The sequence below is a fragment of the Pseudomonas sp. MM227 genome (assembly GCF_947090715.1).
Classification (GTDB): Bacteria; Pseudomonadota; Gammaproteobacteria; order Pseudomonadales; family Pseudomonadaceae; genus Aquipseudomonas; species Aquipseudomonas baltica.
On sequence record NZ_OX352319.1, the window covers coordinates 1,898,865 to 1,924,154 of the forward strand.

Sequence of the window (25,290 nt, forward strand, 5' to 3'; positions counted from 1 at the left end):
TCTCTCCATGAGCATTGTCGGGTGGGCGCGACGCCGTTGCAGGGCGCCGCATTCGATTCAGTCGGTCAGCGTGGCTGCGCCCTTGGCGAGCAGGCACTGTACGTCGTGAGCGTTGCGGCACTGCAGCAGTTGGCCGGGCGACAACGTCACTGCGAAACGCTCGCGTAGCCCGGCCGCAATGGCTTTCAGGTGCTGTGGTCGCAAGCCCAGGCTAATGAAGTGGGTGGTAACGTCGTCGGCATGCTGCGCCGGGCGGCCCAACACGCTCAGGTAGACCTGCAGCACGGACAGCGCCAGCGTGTCGGCAGCCGGCGACGACTCGGTGGCCGGTACGGCGAGCAGCGCGCGTGCCTGCCGGCGGTCGACCTTGCCGTTCTGCGACAGCGGCAGCTGGTTGACGGCCAGCAGGCGCGTTGGCAGGTGCGAAGGCTGCAGGTGTTCGCGGGCGTAATTGCGCACTTGGACGACGCTGACTGGCGGCATGCCGGCAGCGCTCACGTACAGCACGCCGAGGTTGGTTTCGCCCTGGCTGGAGTCCTGGTAATCCACTACCAGCACCTGGCACAGCGCAGGATGGTTGCTCAGGACCTTCTCGACATCGGGCAGCGAGACGCGCACGCCGCGCACTTTCACATAGCCGTTGACCCGGCTGTCGAAGATCAGCGTGCCATCACTGCGGTAGCGTCCGCGGTCACCGCTGCGGAAGGCCCTGATCGGGTGGCCCTGTTCATCGCCGACCGTGATGAAATCGGTCTGCGCGTATTCGCCGCCTTCCAGATAACCGAGCGCCAGGTTCACGCCCGCGGTATGGATACGCCCCACAACGCCCGGCGGGCAATGCCGGCCGTGGTCATCGAGCAGCAGATAACGGTTGCCCGGCAACGGCTCGCCGTAGGGAATCAGCGTGCGGTCTTCGTTGCCGATCTCGTGCCAGATGCTCCAGATGGTGGTTTCGGTGGGCCCGCCCAGGGAGATCAGGCGGGCGTGCGGCAGGCATTCGCGCAACTGGGCGATCACCACCGGCTTGATGTAGTCGCCACCCTGGGCGATCAGGCGCAGGCTGCGCAGGTCATGCTCGCCGCGACCGGCCAGGAGCATTTCCACGATCGCTGGTACCGAACACCAGAGGCTGACCCGATGCTCGGCGATCAACTGGTTCCAACGCACCGCGTCCTTGTCCTCGTTCACCGCCGGCAGCACCAGCGTGGCTCCGGCGCTGAGGCTGCCGAAGACGTCGAACAGCGACATGTCGTGGTGCAGCGGCGTCACTGACATGAGCACGTCGTTCTGGCTGACTTGCCACCGCGCCAGCGTGCTGCCGATGACGTTGGCGGTCGCGCGGTTGTTCAGCACCACGCATTTGGGTTGGCCCGTGGTCCCCGAGGTGTACAGATAATAGGCGGGTGCTTCACTCAGGGAAAAATCGGGCAACGACACGGGGAAGGGTGCGTGCCTGGCGAGCAAATCGGCCATGATGACCATCGGCTGTTCAACGGGTTCGAGATCGGCCAGCACGACCAGATCAGGTTGGCAGTTGTCCAGCAGGTAGCGGCGGCGTTGCTCGGGTGCTTGAGCATCGATGGGCACCCAGATCACACCCGTCAGCGCGCAGGCCAGAGTCAGCATCGTGTGCTCCGGGCTGCGCGGCAGACAGATCGCCACCACGTGACCGCGCGTGAGGCCTCGGGCCTGCAAGGCGGCGATCACCCGTGCCACGCCGTCGCCCAGTTCGGCGTAGCTCAGCCGCCGGGATCCGCAGATGAGTGCAGTGCGGGTGTTGTCGGCATCGAAAACCTGCTCGGCGATGTGGGCCAGGAAAGGTGCCTGGCAGGCATCGCGCTCGGGGCTGTTGCGGCGATAGTGGGCGGTGTCGAGCAGCGGCGCCGTTTCCAGGGTGAAGCTGTCGTGGGCGGCGATCTGGCTGACGGCGTCGTCCAGCATGCGCAGAATGTCGCTGACTTGCGCCGAATCCATCACCTCGTGCGCATAGTCGATATCGACCCGCAGCGAGCCTTGGGCGTCGGTCGACAGGCGAATGTCCATGGCCACCTGCGGCGTCTGGGTCAGCCCGCCGTGCAGGCCCATGGCGCTGTCGGCTGGCGTCACCGGCCACGACAGGCCGCTGGTGATCACCACCGGCAACACCGGCCCCGGGCCGTGGCGCTCGAACAGCAAACGAGTCAGGTCGACACCGGAAAACGCCAGGTGCTGCAGTCCCTCCAGCACATCCACCTGCAGCGCCTTGGCACGTTCGGTGAACGGGCGCCGATCGGCAATCCAGTTGATGGCGATAAAGCTCGAGTGGTTGGCCAGGTCGGCGCTGCGGGTTGGCGCGACCGGCAGGGCGACGCACAGATCGCCCTCGTCGAGCCAGTGCGAGAGCACTTCCAGCACCACCGCCATCAGTGCGGAATTCTTGAACAGGCGCTGTTGTGCGGCCCGTCGGCTCAGCGCTGCAAAGCGCGATTGGGGCACCTGCAGACTCTGCCGTTGGTAGCGAGACGGACCAGCCTGGGCAAGCGGTCGTTTCCACGGCAGGCAGGGCGGCCCGCTGACTGCCGCGAGCTTCCCGCGCCAGTAGGCCATGTCTCCCTTGCGTTGCTCGCTCGCGGCCGGCGCTGGCAGCGGGGCCGCTGCTGCCGAGGGCTGCTCGGGCGTGCCGGTGAACAACTCCACCAGCAACGCTGCGATGGAGTGGCCGTCCACAATCAGGGCGTCCATGCGCACGAACACGACGTGCTGGTCCTGGGCCAGTTCGAACAGCGTGACGTTCCACGGCGCCGCGTGCAGGCCGAATACGGCATGTGCGTAAGCTTCGCGGCGCTCTTCCACCTCGCGCAGGCCATCGCTCAGGGGCAAGTGGCGCAGGTCGATTTCATCCAGATGGGGCTCGGCCACATCGCTGACGTACTGCACGCAGCGCTGGGCATCGATGTGGGTACGCAGGCTCGGGTGGCGCCGGACCATGTCGGCCAGGCGGGCACGCAGCACGGCTGTGTCGATGTGCCCGCGGTATTCGCGAAATTCCTGCATGGCCACGCCGCCCAGCGGCATGTGCGCGCCGCGCCCCAGCAGGTAGGCCTGCTGCAAAGCGTTCAACGGGCGTCGGGCCGGCGACGACGACAGGGGTTGATCCAGGCGGGTCGGATCGGCGGCAACCGCTTGCACCCGCGCGACGAAGCGCTCGAACAGAGGGGACACCCAGGCCAGCGGCAGGGCATCGACACGGATGTCCCAGTTGATCGAAAGCCCTTGGTCGATGTGAGCGACCTGAACGTCCAGGGCCACCTGCGGACCTTGGGAAATCACCCAGTTCATCGGGCCGAACGCCCGCCGCACACGTTCGGAAAACAGCTCGCCCTGGCTGCGCTCCAACGCAGCGGTGAAGACTACCGGCGCCAGTTGCGCCGAGCCCGTATGCCGCGACAGGTCGCGCATCAGGTCGACGCCGGAATAGGCGCAGTGCTCCAGGGCCTGGATCAGGCTGTCACCCAGCTGTCGGCACAGAGTCGCGGGACTGCTGGCGTCGGCCATCTCCACGTAGACGATCAGCACGTTGGCGAATTCGCCGATGATGCCCTGCACCTGGGGCTGCACCGGCGCGCGCCAGAAGCTGGGGACATTGAGGCGAAAGCGTGGATCGCCGGTGCGCTCGCCCAGCACCGACGCGAACAGCCCCAGCATCAGGCTGGACAGGGTCAGTCGGCGCTCCCGCGCCAGCTTCTGCAGGGCTTGGTAGTGCCCGGCGTCGAGCCAGGTATGCAGGCGCTGGCTGTGCGGCTGCGCTGCGCTTGATTCGAGCAGGGGCAGGGTTGGGGCGGGCGCGATGTGGTCCAGGCGCTGGCGCCACCAGTGGCGATCGCGGTCGCGGGCAGCCTTCACCGCAGGGTCTGCCCGCAAGGTGTCCAGCCACTGGAAAAACGTCGGCGGCGTCGAAGCCGGCTGCTCGGGTGCTTCGTAGCCCGCGGCAAGGTCTTCCATCAGCGTGGGAAAACTGGACGGGTCGATGGCGATCATGTCGCTGTCGACGTGCAGGCGGAAGCGATTCTCGGGCAGCAGGCTGACGCCCACGCGCAGCCCGCCGACGTCTACCAGATCCAGCTGCTGATGGGTCCAGGCTTCGCGTTTGCGCTGTAGCGCCTGTTGCAATTGCACGGCCGGCAGATCGCTCAAGTCGTCGACTTCAAGCGCCGGCCCGCGCGCCGTTGGCGGGGTGTGTTGCAAGCCCTCGGGGCTGACCCGCAGGCGCAGCATGGGGTGACGGCTACAGGCATCTTGCAGCGCCGAGCGCAGGCGTTCGAGGTCGATTCCTGCGCCATCGAACTCGGCGTACAGGTGAGCTGACACGCTCCCCAAGGCCGCATGAGCAGTACGCCCGATCCAGCAGGCGGCTTGCATCGAAGTTAACTCTCGCATGGCTCACTCGTCTCACATGATTGACAACGTTCCGTTTATGTCGTCACCATTAGAAACAATAATCATTCACATTCGCAATTAAAACTTACATTCCAAAGCAGGGAGGCGACACCTCAGATGAGATCAGCCATCGTCAGGGCGACTGCGCCGCAAGACGTGCAACACGTTGTGCAAGATGACAATTTTTCGTTCATGTCGGGTCAGCGCGAGTTGCGTGCCCGCGGGCTGGCACAGCGCATCGAGACTCCAGCGGTGGGCGGGCAGGACGCGCAGGGTCGTTTCCAGCAAGCCATCCAGCGCGCTTTCGAGCAGGCGCGAAAGGCCGGGCAGGCCGTGCCGATGGTGGTCGGTGCGATTCCTTTCGACCCGTCCGAAGCGTCGTGCCTCTACGTTCCGGAGCAGGCGCAGTGGCACGATTTGGAGCCGGGCGGGGCGGGTACGCCGAGCCCCATGCCGTCGTTGCTGGAGCAGCGCAACCTGCCCGACCAGCACGCGTTCATGCGCTCGGTCGAGCACGCCGTGGCCAACTTCGGCTACAGCGACGTGCGCAAGGCGGTGCTGTCGGTGCAGCGCGAACTGGTCTTCAGCCAGGCCATCGACGTGAATGCCCTGGCCCATAACCTGCGGGTGCAGAACCCGAGCGGTTATCACTTTCGCGTGCCCATGGCCGACGGCGCCACCCTGCTGGGCGTGAGCCCCGAGTTGCTGGTGCGCAAGCACGGCGCCTCGTTCGTTTCCAATCCGCTGGCCGGTTCGGCCAAGCGACTGACCGATGCCGACGCCGATCGACGCAATGCCCAGTGGTTGTCCGAATCGGACAAGGACCACTACGAGCATGGCTTCGTCACCGCAGACATCGCCGCGCGGGTCAGCGAGCTGTGCACGCGGCTGGACGTACCGCCGCGGCCTTCGCTGATCAGCACCCCGACCCTCTGGCACCTGTCGACGCGCATCGAAGGCACCCTTGCCGACCCCTCGGTGTCGGCCCTGCAACTGGCCTGTCGCCTGCATCCCACGCCTGCCGTGTGCGGTTTTCCCACCGAATTGGCGCGGCGTCTGATTCGTTTCGTCGAACCCACCGAGCGCGGCCTGTTCACCGGCATGGTCGGCTGGTGCGACGCCCAGGGCAACGGCGAATGGGTCGTGACCATTCGCTGCGGCACGGTTTCAGGCCCGCGGGTCAGGCTGTTCGCCGGCGCCGGCATCGTCGAAGCCTCGCAACCGGCGGCGGAATGGGCCGAGGTCCAGACCAAGCTGCGCACCATGCTCCAGGCGTGCGGACTGCACGCGTGATTTCCCCTTCCTCATGACGAGTGAAACCATGACTATCGAATTCACCCGCTGGCCACAGGACCGTGCCCAGGCCTACCGCGACCTTGGCTACTGGCTCGACCGGCCACTGACGCGGATCCTCGAAGAGCGCTGCCAGACACAACCCGACGCACCGGCAATCATCTGCGGCGAGCGCAGCTTCACCTACGCCGACCTCGACCGCCTCTCGTCCAACCTGGCCTCGCGCCTGGCTGCGCGCGGCCTGAGCCGCGGCGATGCGGCGCTGGTCCAGCTGCCCAACATTGCCGAGTTCTACATTGTATTGTTTGCCTTGTTCAAGGCCGGCATCGTGCCGCTCAACGCGTTGTTCAGCCACCGCAAGCTGGAGCTGGGGGCGTACGTCAAGCAGCTGTCGCCGCAATTGTTGATTGCCTCGCGCGAGCACGAAGTGTTCCGCGATGACAGCTATGAAAGCCTGTTCGAACAAGCGACGGCCCAGCCTCGGGTCGCTCTGTTTCTGGCCGATTCGCGCAACCAGCACAGCCTCGCCCAATGGCTCGAGACGCCGGCCACCGAGCAGGTCGCCTACGCGCCCACAGCCGCCGATGAAGTGGCCCTGTTCCAGTTGTCCGGGGGCAGCACCGGCACGCCCAAATTGATCCCGCGCACCCACAACGACTACCACTACAACGCGCGCGCCTGCGCCGAAGTCTGCGCCCTTACGACACAGACACGCTTTCTGTGTGCCCTGCCGGCCGCACACAATTTCCTGCTCAGCTCGCCAGGCGCGCTGGGCGTGTTCTATGCCGGTGGCTGCGTGATCATGGCGGACAACCCCGAGCCGGCCGCGTGCTTCGCGCTCATCCAGCGGAACACGGTCAACACCGTGGCCCTGGTGCCCAGTGCCGTGGCCCTGTGGCTGCAGGCCGCGCCTCAGCACCGCCCGCAGCTGCAATCGCTGCGCTACCTGCAAGTGGGCGGCGCGGTGTTCGCCGACTCGTTGGCGCGCCAGGTGCCGACGGTGCTGGGCTGCCAGTTGCAGCAGGTATTCGGCATGGCCGAAGGGTTGATCAACTACACCCGCCTGGACGACAGCGACGAGCAGGTGTTCACCACCCAGGGGCGTCCGGTCAGCCTCGGCGATGAAATCCGGATCGTCGACGAGCAGGGCGCCGAGGTGCCCACCGGCGAGACGGGAATGCTCGCCACCCGAGGCCCGTATACCTTCTGCGGCTATTACAACAGCCCGGAGCAGAACGCCCAGGCGTTCGACGAACAGGGCTATTACTATTCCGGCGACCTGGTGCAGCGCCTGCCCAGCGGTGATCTGCGCGTGGTCGGCCGTATCAAGGATCAGGTCAACCGTGGTGGCGAGAAGATCGCTTCCGAAGAGATCGAAAACCTCATCGTGCTGCACCCGGACGTGACCCACGCCGGGCTGGTGGCAATGCCGGACCAGGCCTTGGGCGAGAAGAGCTGCGCGTTCGTGGTCAGCCGCGATCCGACGCTCAAGGCGCCCGCGCTGCGCCGTCACCTGCTGGCGCTGGGTATCGCCGAATACAAGTTGCCCGATCGCATTCGGATGATCCCGAGCATGCCGTTGACGGCCGTGGGCAAGATCGACAAGAAGCGGCTGCGCCAACTGCTGGCGGTGGAAGACAACCGCACCTGGCTGCAGACACGTCTGCTGCAGCTGATCGAGGACGGTGACGCCCTCGACCCTCAGGAAAACCTGATTTTCTACGGGCTGGATTCCCTCCAGGTGATGCGCCTGGCGGCCGAGCTCAAGGAGCGCGGCGTGGCCGTGAGCTTCGAGGAACTGGCCACCGAACCGACCCTGGCCAACTGGTGGGCGCTGGTCGAGAGCCGCCAGAAAGCTGCCTGATTCAAACGGCGAGCCGTGCCGGTGCAGTGCGGCTCGCCTGGTCATTCCAGAAAGGATCCACGATGACATTGTCTACTGCCGACACCGCCCGACTCGATGATTTCTGGCGACACTGCCTGGAGCATCAGTTCTTCAATATTGGCTACCCGGAAAATGCCGATTTCGACTACAGCACGCTGGAGCGCTTCCTGCGCTTTTCGATCAACAATTGCGGCGACTGGGGTGAGCACAGCAACTACGTGCTCAATTCCTTCGACTTCGAAAAGGACGTCATGGCGTACTTCGCCGATCTGTTCGATATTCGCCGTGAGGACAGCTGGGGCTATGTCACCAACGGCGGCACCGAAGGCAACATGTTCGGTTGCTACCTGGCACGGGAGCTGTTTCCCGATGGCACCTTGTACTATTCGCGGGACACCCACTATTCGGTGGCCAAGATCGTCAAGCTGCTGCGCATCAAATGCCGCGCCGTGGACGCGCTGCCCAATGGCGAGATCGACTATGACGACTTGCTGGCGAAGATCGCAGCGGACGGGGAAAGGCACCCGATCATCTTCGCCAACATCGGCACGACCATGCGCGGCGCCGTCGACGACATCGCCATCATCCAGGCACGCCTGCAACAGGCCGGTATTGCGCGGCGCGACTACTACCTGCACGCCGATGCCGCCCTGAGCGGGATGATTCTGCCGTTCGTGGATACGCCGCAGCCGTTCACCTTTGCCGCGGGCATCGATTCCATCTGCGTATCCGGGCACAAGATGATCGGCTCGCCGATTCCCTGCGGCATCGTTGTGGCCAAACGCAGGAACGTCGACCGCATCTCAGTGGAGGTGGACTACATTTCGGCGAGCGACAAGACCATCAGCGGCTCGCGCAACGGCCACACGCCGATGATCATGTGGGCGGCGCTGCGCACCCATTCCCCAGCCCAGTGGCGCCGTCGGGTGGCGCACAGCCTGAAGAGTGCCCAATACGCGGTCAATCGGTTGCGTGCCGGCGGCATCGACGCGTGGCGCAACCCGAACTCCATCACTGTGGTGTTTCCCTGCCCGTCGCCGGGGATTGCCCGCAAGTACGGCCTGGCCACCTCGGGCGATACCGCGCACCTGATCACCACGCCGCATCACCGCGACACCCGGGTCATCGATGCGTTGATCGACGAGGTGATCGCCGAGGCGCGTCCGGAGGCCTGGCGCGCCACCTTGCAGCGAAGCTGGCACGCGAACACCCAACTGCCGCCACGCAGCACGTCCTGGGGCGGCGGAGCCAGGCTCGACGGGCGGTGATGACCGGCTCATGGCGTGACACGTTGCCCATTCCACCTGAAGAACGAGGGAGACCATCTTGAATCAGCCACCCACACCCCAGGACTGTGCCAACCTGGAAGACATCCGTTGCGGTATCGACTGGCACGACCGGCAGATCTTCGACGCCCTGGTGCAGCGTTTGCAGTACGTCAAGGCCGCAGCGCAATTCAAACCCAGCGAGGAGTCGATCCCGGCACCCGAGCGAGTTGCTGCCATGCTCGAACAGCGCCTGGAATGGGCCGCTTTGGCCGGCTTCGACCCGGCGTTCACCGAGGCACTGTTCGAACGGATCATCCACTGGAATATCCAGCAGCAGATCGGCCACTGGCGCACGACCCGAGCGCCCAACGCCTGATCCACCGCGGCGTTCTTTTCGCGGGCAGAGCCCGCTCCCACAAGGGGGGCGGGGTTCGATGTTCTGTGGGAGCGGGCTCTGCCCGCGAAGGGCGCACTGCGGTAGGCCTGATCCACCGCAGCGTTCTTTTCGCGGGCAGAGCTCGCTCCCACAAGGGAGGCGCGGTTCGATGTTCTGTGGGAGCGGGCTCTGCCCGCGAAGAAGGCGCTGCGGTCCGACTGATGTTCTATGGCAGCACGATGTATTCGTTGCGCTGTTGAATGCCTTGGTGGGGCCCCTCGACCAGGTGCACGTAACGACCGCCGACCTGGTCGATCGGCACGCAATCGTCCACGTCCAAGACGGCGTCGGTGTGAGGCTGGCGCCAGTCTTCGAGGCACTGGCGACGGGCGCTGCTCTTTGCATCGCGCGCCGTGTGCGCCACCACCAGCAGGTAGTGGTGTGCTTCGCCGAACGACTGCGCCTCGTAGCCACCAAGATTGATCACATACAGCCGCGGCATGCCGGCGCCAGGCGCCAGCGGGCTGAACTCGACCTTCCACTGTTCGACACCGTCCACCGCCATCCAGGCATCGATGTGCAAACCTTTCTGACTGCCGAACCAGTCTGCCCTCAGCTGCGGATAAGTCGCTTCGAGCGAATCGGCAACGGCGCAGGCGATATCGTGCACTTCGATGCGTGCCTTGGGGTGCTTGCCGCCAAGCAGAACGACGTAGAGCATGGGTCCGGGTCCTCGAGTGGGGTGCTGGTACGACAGCATCCTGCCACTCATTGCTCAACGCCGTCTCGCTGAATGGGGCAGTCGGCACCGCCCCCTCAACGAACGTTCTTGTCGAGGAATTCGCGGATCACCGGAATGATCTCCCGGCCATGGGTTTCCAGGGCGAAGTGGCCGGTGTCGTAGAAGCGAATGTCCGCCTGGGGCAGGTCGCGCTTCCAGGCCTGCGCGCCGGCTGGAAGGAAGAACGGGTCATGCTCGCCCCACACGGCCAGCAGGGGCGGCTGGTACTGGCGGAAGTAGTCCTGAAAGGTGGGGTACATCGCCACGTTGGAGGCGTAATCCAGCACCAGGTCCAGCTGGATGTCGGCATTGCCGGGCCGCGAGATCTGCAGGCCTTCCAGGGTGTAGCCGTCCGGCGAAACCGCGCTTGGGTCGCTGACCCCGTCCAGGTACTGCCATTTGATCGAAGCCGGTGTCGGAAAATCCCGCAAGGCATCGCGGTGCTCTTGGGTAGGCTCGCGCCAGTAGGTCTGGATGGGTGCCCAACCAGCGCCCAAACCTTCCTCATAGGCGTTGCCGTTCTGCGAGATGATCGCACTCACGCGCTCGGGGTGCGCCACGGCCAGGCGCCAACCCACTGGAGCACCGTAGTCGTGGACCATCAGCGCGTAGCGGTCCAGCTCGAGCTGTTCGGTGAACTGGCCGATGGTCTGCGCCAGTTGGCTGAAGGTATAGGCGTAGTCGCCCCGGGCGGGCGCTTCGGTGAAGCCGAATGCAGGCAGATCCGGCGCGATCACATGGTAGCGGTCGGCCAGTTGCGGAATCAGGTCGCGAAACATGAACGAAGACGCGGCAAAGCCATGCAGCAGCAACACCGTGGGCGCGCCCGGATCGCCGGCTTCTCGGTAGAACACGTTGACATCGCCGACCTGCTCGTAACGGTAGTGCACCGTGCGGTCGGCATGGGCGTTCGGCGCGGTGCTGGTCAGCAGCGAAGCGGCAAGCGCGGCTGCGGATTTCGAAATGGTCATGACGGCTCCTGATGTAACCCTTGATTGGTGTGTTTGAAGGTTACAGAGCATTCTGGTAACCTGTCAAACTAATTTTATGGGTTACAGAACGTCATGAATCTTACCGCCATCGCTCCTGACACGTTGTTCGTGGCCGACAACCTGGCTCTGGATTTCATCAATACCCAATACGGCGTGGGCGATCAGCAGCACGATTGCCTGCGCGACGACGAGGACGTACTGAAGTGGCTCGACGCTGCTGGCCTGCCTGCGCGGCATGACCAGGCGGACACTGCTCGCGGACTATTGACCCAGGCTCTTGCGCTGCGCGCGTGTGCCAAAGGACTGGTGAACGCCGCGATGACCGGGGAAGAAGCCGACCCTGAAGTGGTCAACCAGATTCTCGAGGCCGGGCGCCCTGTCAGCGGCTTGCAGTGGAATGGCGCGGCACCGGCGTTTCGCATCGCGGTGCAGCCCAGGGATGCTGGTTCGGCAAGCCTGCTGTGGCCGGTGGCCGACGCTCTGGCCAGACTGGTCACGGGGGACACATTCGAGTTCGTTCGGCAATGCGAAGCCCATGACTGCGTGCTGTTCTTTCACGACCTGAGCAAGTCGCATCGACGCCGCTGGTGCAGCATGGCGACCTGTGGCAATCGCATGAAAGTGGCGGCGTTTAGGTCCAGGAAGAAGCCCGAATAGACTTGTTTCAGCCGCTTCCCGGCGCCGGGAAATGCAGCGCAAAGCGGATGCGTCCGGGCTGCGGCTGGGTCACGCTGGCCTCGCCGGCATGCAGCTGCATGATCGCCGCGACAATGGCCAGTCCCAGGCCATTGGAGTCCGAATTATGCTGGCGCGAAGCGTCGCCTCGGTAGAAACGATCGAACAGGCTGGCCAGCGCCGAAGGCTCCAGGGCAGGGCCCTGATTCTCTACCACGATCACGCATTGCCCTTCTGTCGACTCTACGCTGATCAGGGCATCGCTGTGCGGGTCGGCGTAGCGGATCGCGTTGGCCACCAGGTTGCTCAACGCCCGTCGCAACAGAAGCGGGTCGGCGTGCAGGGTGGCGTCACCGGCAATCAGCAGGCGGATCTTGCGTTCTTCGGCGAGCCCTTCGAAATAGTCGGTGACGCGCTCCAGTTCATCGTGCACCTGCAGCGGCTGGCGCTGCACCACGGCCTGGGCGTCGTCGGCGCGCGCCAGGAACAGGATGCTTTCGACGATCCGGGAAATACGCTCCAGCTCCTCCAGATTCGACGCCAGCAGTGCCTGGTATTCGTCCGCACTGCGGCCTTGGCGCAGGGCGACCTGGCAGTGCCCCATCAACGAGCCCACCGGCGTGCGGATCTCGTGGGCGAGGTCTGCGGAAAATTGGTTGAGCCGCTGGTAGCCCTCGGCCAGGCGATCGAGCATGGCATTGTAGGCTTCGCTCAACTGCTGCAGTTCGACCGGCGTGTTGTCGCTGCTCATGCGGCTGTGCAGGCGTGCCGGGGAGATGTCGGTGGCGTGCGCTGCCATCTCGCGCAGCGGCCGCAAGCCGCGGCGCAGCAGCACGAAGCCGAGCAGCGCGGTGAGCAGGAACGCCATGCCCACGGCCAGGTAGATCCGTTGGCGGAACTCGCTGAGCATGGCCATTTCCTTGACCATGATGTGCGCGGCCGTCAGTTTCACTTCGCGGCCGCCGGAGGTGGTCAATACGCTCGCCGCCCGCAACGGTATGCCCGAAGGTGCCATTCCCGTGCGCAGGTCGGCGCTGCCGGGAGTTGCATCTTGGGCGACCGCAGGCAAAGAGGGCAGGGTCGCGTGCAGTGGGTTGACCTGAATCACCGGTGGCTGGCCGGTCTCGGCAATGACGAAGATGTCGTCTTCGCTGCCAAGCATGTTCTGGAAGATCTGCGGGCTGCTCGACAGCTTGTCCAGGGTCAGGTCGTAGTGCAGCAGTTTGCGAAAGTGGTCGAGCCGCCCGAGCACGGCGTTGTCGCTGCGCTGCAGCACCGAAGCTTTCATCGATTCGTACAGGTACCAGCCGGCGCCGGCCACGGTGAGCATGGCCACCAGAGAGAAGGCCAGGGTCGAGCGCAGGGTCAGGGAAGGTTGGCGTCGGCTTCGCATGCCCGCACCTCGCAGACGTAACCAATGCCGCGCACGGTGTGGATGAGCTTGACTGGGTAGGGCTGGTCGACCTTGCTGCGCAGGCGCTTGACCGCAACGTCGACTACATTGGTATCGCTGTCGAAATTCATGTCCCATACCTCCGAGGCGATCTGGGTGCGCGAGAGCACGTCGCCCTCGCGCCGCAGCAGCAGGTGCAGCAGGGCGAACTCCTTGTTGGTCAGGGTGATCACTTCCTGTTGCCGCGTCACCCGGCGCCGCAGCAGGTCCAGTTCGAGGTCGGCGAGGTGGAAGCGATCGGCTTCACGGGCGCCGCCGCGGCGCAGGATGGTGCGGATGCGCAACAGCAGTTCGGTGAACGAAAAGGGCTTTACCAAGTAGTCGTCGGCGCCCAGCTCCAGGCCCCGAATGCGGTCTTGCAACTGGTCGCGGGCGGTCAGGAACAGCACCGGTACATTCTGCCGCGCGCGCAGCACCTCCATGATCTGGAAGCCGTCGATGCCGGGCAGCATGACGTCGAGCACCAGCAGGTCGTAGGGGTTTTCCAGGGCCAGGTGCAAGCCATCGGCGCCGTGCTGCGCCCAGTCGACGTTGTAGCCGGATTCGCCGAGGCCCTTTTTCAGGTACTCGCCGGTCTTGGTGTCGTCTTCGATCAAGAGGATGTGCATCGATCAGGCTCGCTCGGGCGTTCGCGGTTGCCGTTGAGGGTTCGTGGCGGGTGGGTTCGCACAGCGCAGTCTAACCAAGCGGCGCGGCGCTGTCGGTTACATTACCGTCATTGAGGCGCATGCCGCGCGAATGACAGAAATGTCATCGAGCGGTCATGCGCGCGTGCGGGTTGGTGGCCGAGGATGGGTGCACACCTACCGCAAGGAGTCGTACCGATGAAGATCAAAACTGCCCTGTCGACCACTCTCGGCACATTGCTGCTCAGTGCCGCCGTATTGGCCTCGGCTGCAGACATGCCAGTGGTCAAGCCGATGCGTGGCACGGTCGATGGCCTGGACAACAACACCTTGTCTTTCACCACTCGCAGCGGCGCGCACCAGACCATCGGCCTGACCGACAAGACCGGCATCCGCCTGGTGTCCAAGGCCAACATCGACTCGATCAAAGCTGACAGCTTCATCGGCTCGGCGGCTACTCCCCAGGCAGATGGCACGCTGAAAGCGCTGGAAGTGACCGTGTTCGAGCCTAGCCTGAAGGGCAGCGGGGAAGGGCACTACGGTTGGGAGAACGCCGACGGTACCACCGGCACCATGACCAATGGCACGGTCGGCAAGCTGGCCCAGGCCAATGGTCGGACCTTGACCGTGAACTACAAGGGCGGCGAGAAGCAGGTCGTCGTGCCTGAAGATGTGCCGATTGCCTATGTCGAAGCCGGCAAGTCGGAGCAGCTGGTGAAAGGCGCCAAGGTCGTCGTGTTCCCTGCCGAAGACGGCAAGACCGCCCGTGGCGTGGCAGTAGGCAAGGATGGCTTCCAGCCACCGATGTAACCTTTGTCATACCCCCGTGGCCGCGCTCCCACAGGTGGCAGGCGCACCCTTTTCCTTGTGGGAGCGGGTCTCTGCCCGCGAAGGGCGCGCCGCGGTATGGCTGATCCACCGCGGCGCCCTTTTCGCGGGCAGAGCCCGCTCCCACAGGGGTAGGTGCATCCTCTTACTTGTGGGGGCGGTCATTGGCGTGTGTTTCTTTGACATGGGAGGGCCATTCCATGGCCGTGCGTCGCATACATTCACTGACGGTACGCCTCACCCACTGGATCAATGCCTTCGGCATGACCTGCATGTTCATGAGTGGCTGGGGTATCTACAACGCCTCTCCATTGTTTGCGTTCCGTTTTCCGCCCTCGTTCACTCTGGGTGGTTGGCTGGGTGGCGCGATAGCTTGGCATTTCGCGGTGATGTGGCTGTTGGTGATCAATGGCCTCGTCTACGTCCTCTACGGATTGATCAGCCGCCACTTCAAGCGCGATTTGCTGCCGATCACTTCCCGCGCGGTCAAACGCGACCTGCGCGATGCTCTGCGTTTGCGGCTGATCCATGAAAAGGGCGTCTACAACGCGGTGCAGCGCCTCATGTATTGGCTGGTACTGGCGGCCGGGGTGCTGATTCTGGTATCCGGGGTAGCCATCTGGAAGCCCATCCAGTTCCAGGAGCTGGTAGCACTGCTGGGCGGCTACGATTTCGCCCGCTACGTCCATTTCGCCGCGATGTCTGCCATCGGCGCCTTTACAGTGGTGCACCTGGCCCTGGTGCTGCTGGTGCCCAAGACGCTGCCGTCGATGATCACCGGCGGGGTAAGGCCTTCGACTACCGGGAAGACCGATCATGAATGAACCCAAATCCCGCCGGGTCGCTCCGATAATCCTGGAACCGGCCCAGCGCAGCCAGCTCGAAAGCCTGCAGCGGCGACATTTCCTGCGCGGCGGCCTCACCGTCGGCGCCATGGCGATGCTCAGCGGCTGCAATCTGCAGGACGGTGATCAGGTCGACAAGGTGCTCTGGGCCATGTCGCGCTGGAACGATCGAGTGCAAGCCTGGCTGTTCAACGGCCAGCGTCTGGCGCCTACCTACAGCAAGGCGCAGATGACCCAACCGTTCCCGTTCAACGCGTTCTACAGCGAGGATGACATCCCCGATATCGACGTATCGAGCTACGCCCTGGCAGTATCCGGCCTGGTGCGCGACAAGGCGGCCTGGACACTTGAAGGTCTGCGCAAGCTGCCCCAGCAGACGGACATCACCCGGTTGATCTGCGTCGAAGGCTGGAGCGCCATTGGCCAGTGGGGCGGGGTGCCGTTGAAAACCTTCCTCGAGCACATTGGCGCCGATATCACGGCCAAATTTGTCGGATTCAAGTGCGCCGACCGCTACTACTCCAGCCTGGACATGCCCACCGCCCTGCACCCGCAGACGCTCCTGGCCCTGGACTATGGCGAGGTTGCACTGCCGCCTGAATATGGCTACCCATTGCGGGTTCGCGTGCCGACCAAGCTGGGCTTCAAGAACCCCAAGCACATCGTCGAGATCTTCGTCAGCAACGATTATCCCGGCGGCTATTGGGAAGACCAGGGCTACAACTGGTTCAGCGGCATCTAGCCGCGCGCGACGCGGCTCGCGCCGCTGCTGCAGGGGTTCAGCGGCATCTGGAAGCGCGCATCCCCCTGTAGCAGCGGCGCAAGCCGCGTCGGCGGTAAATGCGGCCCCCCTGACACAGCGCAGTAAACCCGGACGCGGCTCGCGCCGCTGCTACAGGTGGTTCAGCGGCATATAGAGTCGCGCACCCCCCTGTAGCAGCGACGCAAGCCGCGTCGGCGGTGGATGCGTTCAGCCTGACACACCGCAGTGAACCCGGACGCGGCTCGCGCCGCTGCTACAGGGGTTCAGCGGCATCTGGAGGCGCGCGCCCCCCTGTAGCAGCGGCGCAAGCCGCGTCGGCGGTAAATGCGGTCCCCCTGATACACCGCAGTGAACCCGGACGCGGCTTGCGCCGCTGCTACAGGGCTTTGCAAAACCATCGCAAGGTCAGGTTCTGGTGACGGTGAGGACCACGGCGGCGATTCGTTCGGCCTGGCGATACCCGGGGGTTTCCAGCTCTTCGCCGAATACGTCCGGGTCTACCTCTTCGTAGGTCCATTGAAACCCTGGTACGTCCACCAGTGGTTGCACCTGACTCAGAAACAAGTCGACGCCGGCCACCGACGGCGCGCCGGTGTACAGCAGCAGACTGCCGCCGGGCGCCAATCGACCCAACGCCTCGCTGGCGATGCGCACCGACAAGGCCGACCCCAGTTCGCCGCCGCCGTCGCGATACGCCCGTGCCTGGGGATCCTGCATGTACGGAGGGTTGGCAACGATCAGATCGAAATCCCCGCGGGTGCCCTGCAGCACGTCGCTGTGCCAGGCCGCTACATTGGCTACGCCCGCCAGTGCCGCATTGACTGCAGTGAAACGCAACGCCGCAGGATTGATATCCACTGCCTGAACCTGCGCTTCGCGGCGCGCCAGGGCAATCAGAATCGCCCCTGCGCCGCTGCCGCAACCGATATCGACCGCGCTGCGGATCGGCTGCCGGGACTCGTGCAGGTGCTTCTCGATGGCCCGTGCAAAACGATAGGTATCGGGCCCAAAGAAAACCGAATCGTGGGCGACGGTCGGATAGGCCGAGTGAACGAACAACTGCCCGCCCAGGCTGGACCAGCGCACCTCGCTGCGCAGCAGCCCCGACTGCTCGCTGACGATGGCATTTTCCAGCAATGCCGCCGTCTCCACTTCGGGCAACAGATTGGATTCGAACGGGCGACTCCAGCCGAACACATCGCGCAGGTCACGGGCGATCGCGTTGTCAGGCCGCTCGTTGTTGCGCTGATGGGTCAGCGGCGTCACCGTCACAAAGCGGTAGCCATCTGCTTGCAAACGGCGACCCAGCTGGAGCAGCACCTGATCCAGTTCCGCAGCCTCGACGGTTGGGCACGCGTTCACCTGGTTCATGTCAGAGCCTCGTACCTCAATATTCATGGCTCAGCGCTCCCTCGCTCAGTCGCCGAGTGAATGCCCGGGTTGCTTCCAACCCCTCGGGCGATGCGTGCAGCGATGGCGACATCTTGCGAATCAGTGCCTGGGTCGGTTCCGCAGGCCGGGCTGTGCCGGTCGCAATGGCCACCGCGGGTGCGCGCCGGCGAAAGCGTGCCCTGAACGGATTGCTGGCGCCGGACTGATCGTCCAGCCAATCGCCGGCGATCCAGTCCTTGAGCAGCTGCCGTTCGTAACCGTTGAACACGCCGAACATGGGCGCGCCCGGCCCATCGAGCATCTGCCAGAAACGGCTGGCCTCGGGGTCCTGGTGTCGCTGGATCCAGCCCTTGTTTTCCAGCGCGGTCAGAAAATCGCCGCACTGGCCCGGCTTGGCCAGCCACTCGTTGACGGTCCTGCCTTCGAGGCGGCAGTAGTCTGAATGCATGTACTGGCCAAAGCCGCGCTTGCGCTCCAGCATCTGCACCACCTCATGGTCCAGATCGAAGCCCTCGATCATTGCGGCAGAGCCGATACCCAAGTCGTTGAGGTTGTAGCCTGCCCGCAGCCTCTGCAGAAACGCAGCGTTGTCCGCACCGCCCGGCAGCAGATCGAGAACAGCCGCTACCGCCTTGTGTGCATGCCCGGTGCCAGCGTTGTCGATGGTCACGTGCAAGGTGAAATAGTAAGGGTCGATGCCCAGCTCGTTCAGTTCGAACGCAGTGATCAGCAGGTGCAGCGGCAGTTGCTCGTAGCCCAGGTTGTAGCCGATCACCTCGGGCAGGAAGTCCTCGCTGGCCTGGCCCAAGGCCAACTGAATGGCGCCTTGCAGGTACAGCTCGTCGGCCAGGTCGTGGGTCGCCAGGCAGTCGTGCTCGGCCAACAGCGCGCGGTACAGCGTGACGTGGTTGAGCGAGGGATCACCGTCGCCCAACTCTTCGAGGTAGGTGCGGATCAGGCCGTGATAGCGCCAGTCCGCCGCATGCTTGACGGTGCCGAACAACCACGCGCCATCGACCAGCTTGCTCGGTGCCACCTGTTGCAGAAAATACAGGGCGTGGGCTTTGTTGCTGAAAAACCGTCGGGGCGCCCCGGCGTGGCGCAGGGCAAGATACTCGGAATACTGGCGACCCACCGCCGCGGCGTTGTCGGCCACCCACTGCAACAGCTGCGCAGGGTTCGAGGGCATCGGGCAGGGCAGCTCGGCCGCCAGCGCCAGTTGTTCTTCGAGAAACTGCTTCGCCAGCCCTGGCTCGGTGGCGTCGGGCTGGTCGAGTAGCGACCGGTAGAGCGGCAGGGCAGTACGCTCGGGCCTGGCCCCTGAATGCGGATGGCCAGTGGATTCAAGCGGGATCATGACAGCACCCATCGTGTTTTTGGTGTCTGGTTTCGAGTGAGCCCGCCTGCAGAAATTCACCTGGACCGACGAACGCCCCTGCCGATCACGCCGCTTGGCTGTGGGTGTGCCCATGGCGATGCAGCGCCACCCAGATCACTACACTGAGAACCCCGATCAAGGTCGCTGCCGATCCCAGCACCAGGTTGTGCGAAGTGCTGAACGCGGCTTGGCCAGCGGCGACCAGCTCGGCAGCCTGCGGGCCACCCAGCACCTTCGCCGCGCTCATGGTTTCACCGATCGAATGCCGGGCGGTCTCCGCGATTGCCGGGGGTAGCCCTTCAGGCAGCTGGATAGAGCGGGTGTAGCCGCTGCCCAGGACGATACCGAACCCGGTGATGCCCAGCCCTGTGCCCAGGTCATAGCTGGTGGCTTCGAGCGCGCCGGCCGAGCCGGCCTTGTGCGGCGGCGTACTGCTCATGATCGCTACCGACGATGCCGTCAGGCCAATGCTCAGGGACAGACCCAGCATCACCAGCAGGCCGATCACGGCCCATCCGCTGTGGTGCAGGTCAGCCATGGCCAGCCCTGCCAGGCTGGCGCTGGCAGCAGCCAGCGACAGACTGCCCACCCAGCGCAGGCCAATGGCACGCAACAGCAGACCCGCCAAGGGCCCGCCGACCGCCGAGGCGATCATCAACGGCAAGAGGAACATGCCGGCCTGGAGCGGTGTCTGGCCGAGCACGAATTGCAGCTCCTGGGCCAGCATCAATTCCACCCCGGCCAGGGCGCCCATCACCACCAACGCCATGACCACGCCTGCGCTGATCGCCGGTGAGCGGAACAGGCTGAGGTCGAGCATGGGGCGTGCGGCGTGCAATTGCTTGTGCCCGAACCAGCCCAGCATGGTCAGGCCGATCAGTGCCGAGGCGCTGGTGACGAACACGGAGCTGCCGGGCTTGAACCCGGACTTGAGCGCATAGACAGTGGCCATGATACCCAGCATCAGGATCAATGCCTGGCCGATGGTCCAGTTGCCGTCGCCGGTGATGGAGGTGCGCGGCACATGCTTGAGCACCAGCGGCATCACCACCAGCATCACCGGCACATTGACCAGAAACACCGCACCCCACCAGAAATGCTCGAGCAGGGCACCGCCCACCAATGGCCCGATGGCCGCACCTGCCGAGCCGGTGGCACCCCAGACGCCCAGCGCCAGGGCGCGCTCGCGCTCGTCGTCGAAGGTTTGGCGGATGATCGCCAACGTGCAGGGAATGATCATCGCCGAGCCGAAGGCCATGAACGCCCGAGCGCCGATCAGTGTCGCCACGCTGGGCGAGAACGCCGCAAGCACCGAGCCGAGGCTGAAGATGCACAACCCGGTGATCAACAGCTGGCGATGGCCGATCCGATCGGCGAGGGTACCCATGGGGATCAGCAGGCTGGCCATGATCAACGGGTAGATATCGATGATCCACAGCACTTCGGTGCCAGTGGCCTGCAGCGCCAGGGTCAGCGAGGGGACCGCCACGTGCAGGATGGTCACGTCCAGCACCACGGGCAGAAACACCATCATGACCGCGACCAGTACCCACCAGCGTTTTGCAGATTGAGACGACGACACGGGACTTCCTTGAATTATCGAACGGGCCGCAGGTGCAGCGGCCCGGCACGCGCTGATACCATCACGCCATTGTTCCTGAAGCAAGCTGAGGCACGCGGCACACCATGACGGCAAAGCAACCGGGCAGCAAGGGACGCAGTACCCGCGGTATCACCTTGGTGGATGTCGCGCGTCTGGCCGGTGTGGCGCCGATGACCGTCTCGCGTTATCTGAACGCGCCGGATGCGGTGCGCGAGGAAACCCGGCTGAAGATTCAGCAGGCCATCGTCCAGACCGGCTACGTGCAGAACCGCCTGGCCAGCTCCCTGGCGAGCAATCGCAGCCGCCTGGTCGCCGTGGTTCTGCCGATGGTCACCAACCCGCTGTTCTCCGACACCTTCCAGGCGATCAACGAACGCCTGATGCAGGCAGGCTACCAGGTGCTGCTCGGCGTTTCCGGTTATCAGAGCGAACAGGAGCAGCATCTGCTCGACGTCATCCTCAGTCGACGCCCCGACGGCATCATCCTCACCGGCACCCTGCACACCCAGGCCAGTCGCGCGCGCTTGCGTGCCGCGGCTGTACCCGTGGTGGAGACCTGGGACCTGACCGACGACCCCATCGACATGCTGGTGGGCTTTTCCCATGAACGCGTGGGCAGCGAGGTCGCGCAACGCCTGCTGCGACTGGGCTACCGTCGATTTGCCCTGCTGGCGGTGGACGATCCGCGTGGATTGCGCCGTGCCCAGAGTCTGCTCGATGCTCTCACCCAAGCCGGCATCGGCGATGTTCAGCAGCAGATCTTCGCCGGCTTGCCGACCCTGGAGCAGGGGCGACGCGGGCTCGCTGCGCTGCTTGAGAACGATTGGCCAACCCCGCAGACGCCACCCTTGATGGTGGTCTGTACCTCCGACACCCTCGCTCATGGCGTGCTCACCGAAGCGGCTGCGCGTGGCTTGCCGGTGCCCGAGCGACTGGGTGTGATGGGCTTTGGCGACATGAACTTCGCCAGCCATACCTTTCCGGCCTTGTCCACGGTGCGCATTGACGGTGCGCAATTGGGTGCCTGTGCGGCTGACCTGTTGCTGCGCCGTCTGCAGCAGCCCGAGCAGGTTGCCGAGATCGTCGATATCGGCTTCTCCCTCATCGAGCGACAGAGCACTCGCGCCGTGTTCTGATTCAGCACCGCTGGAAGTCTTCTGCGTCTGCCGAAGCGACCGAAACCGATTTGAAGGAGTGGTTTCAGTAACGTACCCACGGTGCCTGGCTTTGGCACAGCGCTGCGCCCGCAAGTCAAGGCCCGTGCCGATGCACTGATCGATGAGACCCGTTGAGTCGGTTTACTGGCGTTTGTGCCTTCGCCAACGGTCAGGGTTCTGGCGGTACGGCCGCAAACCTGTTTCGCGTGCGTTGCACAGTGTTCCGTGGCCGATAGGTGCAGCCCTCGGCCACCGGGGGCTGTAGCGTGTCGGTCGTCGGGCGGTGGGCAATTTCGCCAATGAACCGTCGCTTTGCGCTGGCGATCTGCCATACACTGTCGCCATGAGCTTCATTGACGCCAATAAAATTGACGAATTGGGCCTGCAGATATTTGGCGCCATCAATCCAGTTTGCATAAGCAACTGATTTATAAGTACTTTCTAAAAAAATACAGCCCTGATAATTTATTTACATGCGGGTGATAGCACTCGGCTTGCACTGCCGGACTTCTGCCACCTAGTATCACCTCGCCTTACCGATGCCGCCCCAGAGTCGGCACTGACAAACAGCGACCTGTGGGTCGCACGAGATCGCCAATGCCTGGGTCACTCCGATTCGTTTCAGCGCCTTTGAGGACTAAACGAGAGGTGTACCTGTTTTTTTTGCTCCGATGCTGCGTTTAAACGACGTCCGGACTGAACCTTGTCGCAATAGCTTGTCCAAGGTCAGCTTCGCAGGATGTGCCGTTGGCGTTGCACCGGTCGTTGTTGCTTACCAAAGACTCTGGAGATTTGCATGAAAGCGATTGTCACCGGTGTAACCGGCCAGGATGGAGCGTATCTGACGCAGCTGTTGCTGGAGAAAGGCTACACCGTCTACGGTACCTACCGCCGCACCAGTTCGGTGAATTTCTGGCGCCTGGAAGAGCTGGGTGTCGCTGGCCACGCCAACCTGCACCTGGTCGAGTACGACCTGACGGACCTGTCGGCCAGCATTCGCCTGCTGCAGAACACCGAAGCCACCGAGGTCTACAACCTTGCGGCACAGAGTTTCGTCGGCGTGTCGTTCGACCAGCCGTTGACTACCGCCGAGATCACCGGAGTAGGGGTGGTCAACCTGCTCGAAGCGATCCGCATCGTCAATCCGAAGATCCGCTTCTACCAGGCGTCCACCTCGGAGATGTTCGGCAAAGTGCAGGCGATCCCGCAGATCGAAAGCACGCCGTTCTATCCGCGCAGCCCGTACGGTGTCGCCAAGCTCTACGCCCACTGGATGACCATCAATTATCGCGAGTCCTACGGACTGTTCGCCACCAGCGGCATCCTTTTCAACCACGAGTCGCCACTGCGCGGCCGTGAGTTCGTGACCCGCAAGATCACCGACAGCGTGGCCAAGATCAAGCTCGGCAAGCTCGACGTGCTCGAACTGGGCAACCTCGACGCCAAGCGCGATTGGGGTTTCGCCAAGGAATACGTGGAAGGCATGTGGCGCATGCTGCAGGCCGACGAACCCGACACCTTCGTGCTGGCGACCAACCGTACCGAAACCGTGCGCGATTTCGTCAGCATGGCGTTCAAGGCTGTGGACATCAGCCTGGACTGGTCGGGCAAGGATGATGCGGAATGCGGCACCTGCCGCGCGACCGGCAAGGTGCTGGTCAAGGTCAACCCGATGTTTCACCGTCCGGCCGAAGTCGATCTGTTGATCGGTGATCCGGCCAAGGCGCGCGAGATACTGGGCTGGCAGCCGCAGACCAGTCTCGAGGAGCTTTGCCGAATGATGGTCGAGGCAGATCTGCGACGCAACGAAATCGGCTTTTCTTTCTAGGCGCCCTTGGCGTCTACCCCGAATCACGGCAGTGGGAATGGATATGAATAAACAACAGTGGATGGCATGCCTGGCGCTGGCGCCTTGGCCCTTGAGCGCTTGGGCGTTGGAACCGGCAAAGGTCGAGCTTGGTCCCGTGAACTTCACTCCGACTTTGGAGATAAGCGAACGCTACGACGATAACTTTCGTGCAGTGGATCGCGATGAGGATGCGTCGTGGATCACCTCGGTCAAGCCGACCCTGTTGTTTACCCGCGAAACCCGCAACACCGGCTACAAGTTCCAGTATTCGGCCGACAGCCAGACCTACCTGGACCACGCCGACGCCAGTCACATCGACCACGATGCCGAGCTGAGCGGCGTGTGGGCCTTCGATTCGCGCAATCGTCTGGACGCCATTCTCGATTACAAGCGTGGTGAAGAAACCGTCGATTCCGCCGACGAGCGCGAAAACGACAAGTACACCCGTCAGGGCGGTCGCCTGAAGTACACCTTCGGCGCACTCAGCGCCATGAACCAGATCGAACTGGGCGGTGGCTATCGTCAGCAGCGCTATCGCAATGCCGACGGCATCAACGATGACAAGGAATACGACGCTACCAGCGTCAGCGGTACCTGGTTCCATCGCCTGGGCGGCAGCACCCGCGCCCTGGTCGAGCTGAACCATGTCGACTACGACTACCTGGACTTCGATCGTCGCAACAGCAAGGGCAACCGCGTGCTGTTCGGTATCGACCGCGATGTCACCGCCAAGCTCAGCGGTACCGCCCGCCTGGGTTACGAGCGCAAGGATTTCGAAAGCTCGCAGAGCAACGACTACGGCAGCGGCACCTGGGAAGTGGGCATGGACTACAAACCACGCACCTATTCCACCATCTCGGTGAACATGCGCCGCGCCTTCGACGAAGGTGACGACGGTGCCAACACCGTGCACGTGACCAGCAGCCGCCTGGGCTGGCGCCACAGCTGGTCGTCGTTCTTCGCCACCGACGTCAACTATCGCTATGCAGATCGCGAGTACCTGGGCACGGGCGGTCGCGACGACAAGCAGAACGCCGCCGGCGCCGAGATCATCTACACCGCCAGCCGCTGGGCCGAGGTTGGCCTGGGCTACAGCCGCGTGGACAACAACTCGAACGTGAACAGCGAAGACTACGTTCGCAACATCTACCTGCTCAGCCTCAAGCTGTCCCTGTGAACTCAACCCAAAGGGGAGAAGCCACCATGTTCAAGCATGCATTGATTGTCGTACTGGCACTGTTCAGCCTGGGAGCCCAGGCCGATGCCTACAAACTCGCTTCGGGCGATGTCATCCGGGTGTCCGTACTGGGTGAACCCGATCTGACCAACGAGGAAGTCCACCTCAACGATTCCGGTACCTTTTCCTACCCCTTTCTCGGCAACGTGAAAGCCCTGGGCAAGACCACCGACGAGATCGAACGCGTCATTACCAAAGGTCTGAGCGGTGATTACCTCAAAGATCCGAAAGTGACCGTGAGCGTGGTCGAATACCGCCCCTTCTACATTGGCGGCGAAGTCAAGGCACCGGGTGGGTATCCCTACAAGCCGGGCCTGACCATGGACCGTGCCATCGCGCTGGCCGGCGGCCTGACCGAGCGTGCTTCGGTCAACCGCATCAACATCAATCGCGGCGGCAGTGCCAAAGCGGCCCAGTTGGCAACACCGGTAGAACCGGGCGACACCATCACCATTGACCAGGGGTTCTTCTGA

The 25,290-nt window shown here is 63.9% G+C and carries 20 protein-coding genes; 12 read left to right on the forward strand and 8 right to left on the reverse strand.

What is annotated here, in order from left to right; translation table 11 throughout:
* Positions 1 to 57: 57 nt before the first annotated feature.
* Positions 58 to 4,416 carry an amino acid adenylation domain-containing protein gene (locus ONG87_RS08695; protein ID WP_264382669.1) on the reverse strand — a complete coding sequence of 1,453 codons (4,359 nt, stop codon included), beginning with the start codon at positions 4,414 to 4,416 and terminating at the stop codon, positions 58 to 60.
* A 117-nt stretch (positions 4,417 to 4,533) separates the two neighbouring features.
* Between ONG87_RS08695 and ONG87_RS08700 the strand changes: the two genes are divergently transcribed.
* From ONG87_RS08700 to ONG87_RS08715, 4 genes are all read left to right on the forward strand, one after another.
* Positions 4,534 to 5,709, forward strand: a complete 1,176-nt coding sequence (locus ONG87_RS08700) for an isochorismate synthase MenF (RefSeq protein WP_192054382.1) — start codon at positions 4,534 to 4,536, stop codon at positions 5,707 to 5,709.
* Positions 5,710 to 5,737: 28 nt separating this feature from the next.
* Positions 5,738 to 7,573 (forward strand): (2,3-dihydroxybenzoyl)adenylate synthase, encoded by a 1,836-nt coding sequence (locus tag ONG87_RS08705; RefSeq protein WP_264382670.1) that lies wholly within the window; start codon positions 5,738 to 5,740, stop codon positions 7,571 to 7,573.
* Between the two features lie 62 nt (positions 7,574 to 7,635).
* Entirely contained in the window at positions 7,636 to 8,862 is a 1,227-nt protein-coding gene (locus tag ONG87_RS08710) for a histidine decarboxylase (RefSeq protein ID WP_264382671.1), read from the forward strand.
* A 55-nt stretch (positions 8,863 to 8,917) separates the two neighbouring features.
* On the forward strand, positions 8,918 to 9,238 hold the full coding sequence (locus ONG87_RS08715; RefSeq protein ID WP_264382844.1) for an isochorismate lyase: 321 nt from the start codon (positions 8,918 to 8,920) through the stop codon (positions 9,236 to 9,238).
* A gap of 226 nt (positions 9,239 to 9,464) precedes the next feature.
* Here ONG87_RS08715 and ONG87_RS08720 read toward each other — a convergent pair whose 3' ends face one another.
* Positions 9,465 to 9,959 (reverse strand): DUF1543 domain-containing protein, encoded by a 495-nt coding sequence (locus ONG87_RS08720; RefSeq protein WP_264382672.1) that lies wholly within the window; start codon positions 9,957 to 9,959, stop codon positions 9,465 to 9,467.
* Between the two features lie 95 nt (positions 9,960 to 10,054).
* A complete protein-coding gene (locus ONG87_RS08725; RefSeq protein WP_264382673.1) occupies positions 10,055 to 10,990 on the reverse strand; it encodes an alpha/beta fold hydrolase in 936 nt (311 codons plus the stop codon).
* 93 nt (positions 10,991 to 11,083) lie between these two features.
* On the opposite strand from ONG87_RS08725, the gene ONG87_RS08730 reads away from it, so the two are divergent.
* Entirely contained in the window at positions 11,084 to 11,668 is a 585-nt protein-coding gene (locus ONG87_RS08730) for an ABATE domain-containing protein (protein WP_122478533.1), read from the forward strand.
* 7 nt (positions 11,669 to 11,675) lie between these two features.
* Here ONG87_RS08730 and ONG87_RS08735 read toward each other — a convergent pair whose 3' ends face one another.
* The gene (locus tag ONG87_RS08735; RefSeq protein ID WP_264382674.1) at positions 11,676 to 13,079 is read right to left on the reverse strand and encodes a heavy metal sensor histidine kinase; all 1,404 of its coding nucleotides are present in this window, start codon (positions 13,077 to 13,079) and stop codon (positions 11,676 to 11,678) included.
* On the reverse strand, positions 13,052 to 13,747 hold the full coding sequence (locus ONG87_RS08740; protein ID WP_122478529.1) for a heavy metal response regulator transcription factor: 696 nt from the start codon (positions 13,745 to 13,747) through the stop codon (positions 13,052 to 13,054). Before ONG87_RS08740 ends, ONG87_RS08735 begins: the two co-directional genes overlap by 28 nt.
* A 222-nt stretch (positions 13,748 to 13,969) precedes the next feature.
* On the opposite strand from ONG87_RS08740, the gene ONG87_RS08745 reads away from it, so the two are divergent.
* From ONG87_RS08745 to ONG87_RS08755, 3 genes are all read left to right on the forward strand, one after another.
* The gene (locus ONG87_RS08745; RefSeq protein WP_122479675.1) at positions 13,970 to 14,575 is read left to right on the forward strand and encodes a hypothetical protein; all 606 of its coding nucleotides are present in this window, start codon (positions 13,970 to 13,972) and stop codon (positions 14,573 to 14,575) included.
* Between the two features lie 218 nt (positions 14,576 to 14,793).
* The gene (locus ONG87_RS08750; protein ID WP_264382675.1) at positions 14,794 to 15,417 is read left to right on the forward strand and encodes a cytochrome b/b6 domain-containing protein; all 624 of its coding nucleotides are present in this window, start codon (positions 14,794 to 14,796) and stop codon (positions 15,415 to 15,417) included.
* On the forward strand, positions 15,410 to 16,180 hold the full coding sequence (locus ONG87_RS08755; protein WP_264382676.1) for a molybdopterin-dependent oxidoreductase: 771 nt from the start codon (positions 15,410 to 15,412) through the stop codon (positions 16,178 to 16,180). The genes ONG87_RS08750 and ONG87_RS08755 overlap by 8 nt, the downstream gene beginning before the upstream one ends.
* A gap of 426 nt (positions 16,181 to 16,606) precedes the next feature.
* Here the strand turns inward: ONG87_RS08755 and ONG87_RS08760 are convergent, their stop codons facing one another.
* The 3 genes from ONG87_RS08760 to ONG87_RS08770 all read right to left on the reverse strand — a co-directional run bounded on the left by ONG87_RS08760 (position 16,607) and on the right by ONG87_RS08770 (position 20,553).
* Positions 16,607 to 17,572 carry a class I SAM-dependent methyltransferase gene (locus ONG87_RS08760; RefSeq protein WP_264382677.1) on the reverse strand — a complete coding sequence of 322 codons (966 nt, stop codon included), beginning with the start codon at positions 17,570 to 17,572 and terminating at the stop codon, positions 16,607 to 16,609.
* A 16-nt stretch (positions 17,573 to 17,588) separates the two neighbouring features.
* Positions 17,589 to 18,950, reverse strand: coding sequence for an iron-containing redox enzyme family protein (locus ONG87_RS08765; RefSeq protein WP_264382678.1), 1,362 nt, complete (start codon positions 18,948 to 18,950; stop codon positions 17,589 to 17,591).
* 85 nt (positions 18,951 to 19,035) lie between these two features.
* Positions 19,036 to 20,553: an MFS transporter gene (locus ONG87_RS08770; RefSeq protein WP_367400465.1), complete on the reverse strand. Its 1,518-nt coding sequence runs from the start codon at positions 20,551 to 20,553 to the stop codon at positions 19,036 to 19,038.
* A gap of 104 nt (positions 20,554 to 20,657) precedes the next feature.
* Between ONG87_RS08770 and ONG87_RS08775 the strand changes: the two genes are divergently transcribed.
* The 4 genes from ONG87_RS08775 (at position 20,658) to ONG87_RS08790 (ending at position 25,290) form a co-directional block, all read left to right on the forward strand.
* Positions 20,658 to 21,710, forward strand: a complete 1,053-nt coding sequence (locus tag ONG87_RS08775; RefSeq protein WP_192057306.1) for a LacI family DNA-binding transcriptional regulator — start codon at positions 20,658 to 20,660, stop codon at positions 21,708 to 21,710.
* A gap of 817 nt (positions 21,711 to 22,527) precedes the next feature.
* The gene (gene gmd / locus ONG87_RS08780; RefSeq protein WP_122478519.1) at positions 22,528 to 23,559 is read left to right on the forward strand and encodes a GDP-mannose 4,6-dehydratase; all 1,032 of its coding nucleotides are present in this window, start codon (positions 22,528 to 22,530) and stop codon (positions 23,557 to 23,559) included.
* 43 nt (positions 23,560 to 23,602) lie between these two features.
* Positions 23,603 to 24,757, forward strand: coding sequence for an outer membrane beta-barrel protein (locus ONG87_RS08785; protein ID WP_122479672.1), 1,155 nt, complete (start codon positions 23,603 to 23,605; stop codon positions 24,755 to 24,757).
* 26 nt (positions 24,758 to 24,783) lie between these two features.
* The gene (locus tag ONG87_RS08790; RefSeq protein WP_122478517.1) at positions 24,784 to 25,290 is read left to right on the forward strand and encodes a polysaccharide biosynthesis/export family protein; all 507 of its coding nucleotides are present in this window, start codon (positions 24,784 to 24,786) and stop codon (positions 25,288 to 25,290) included.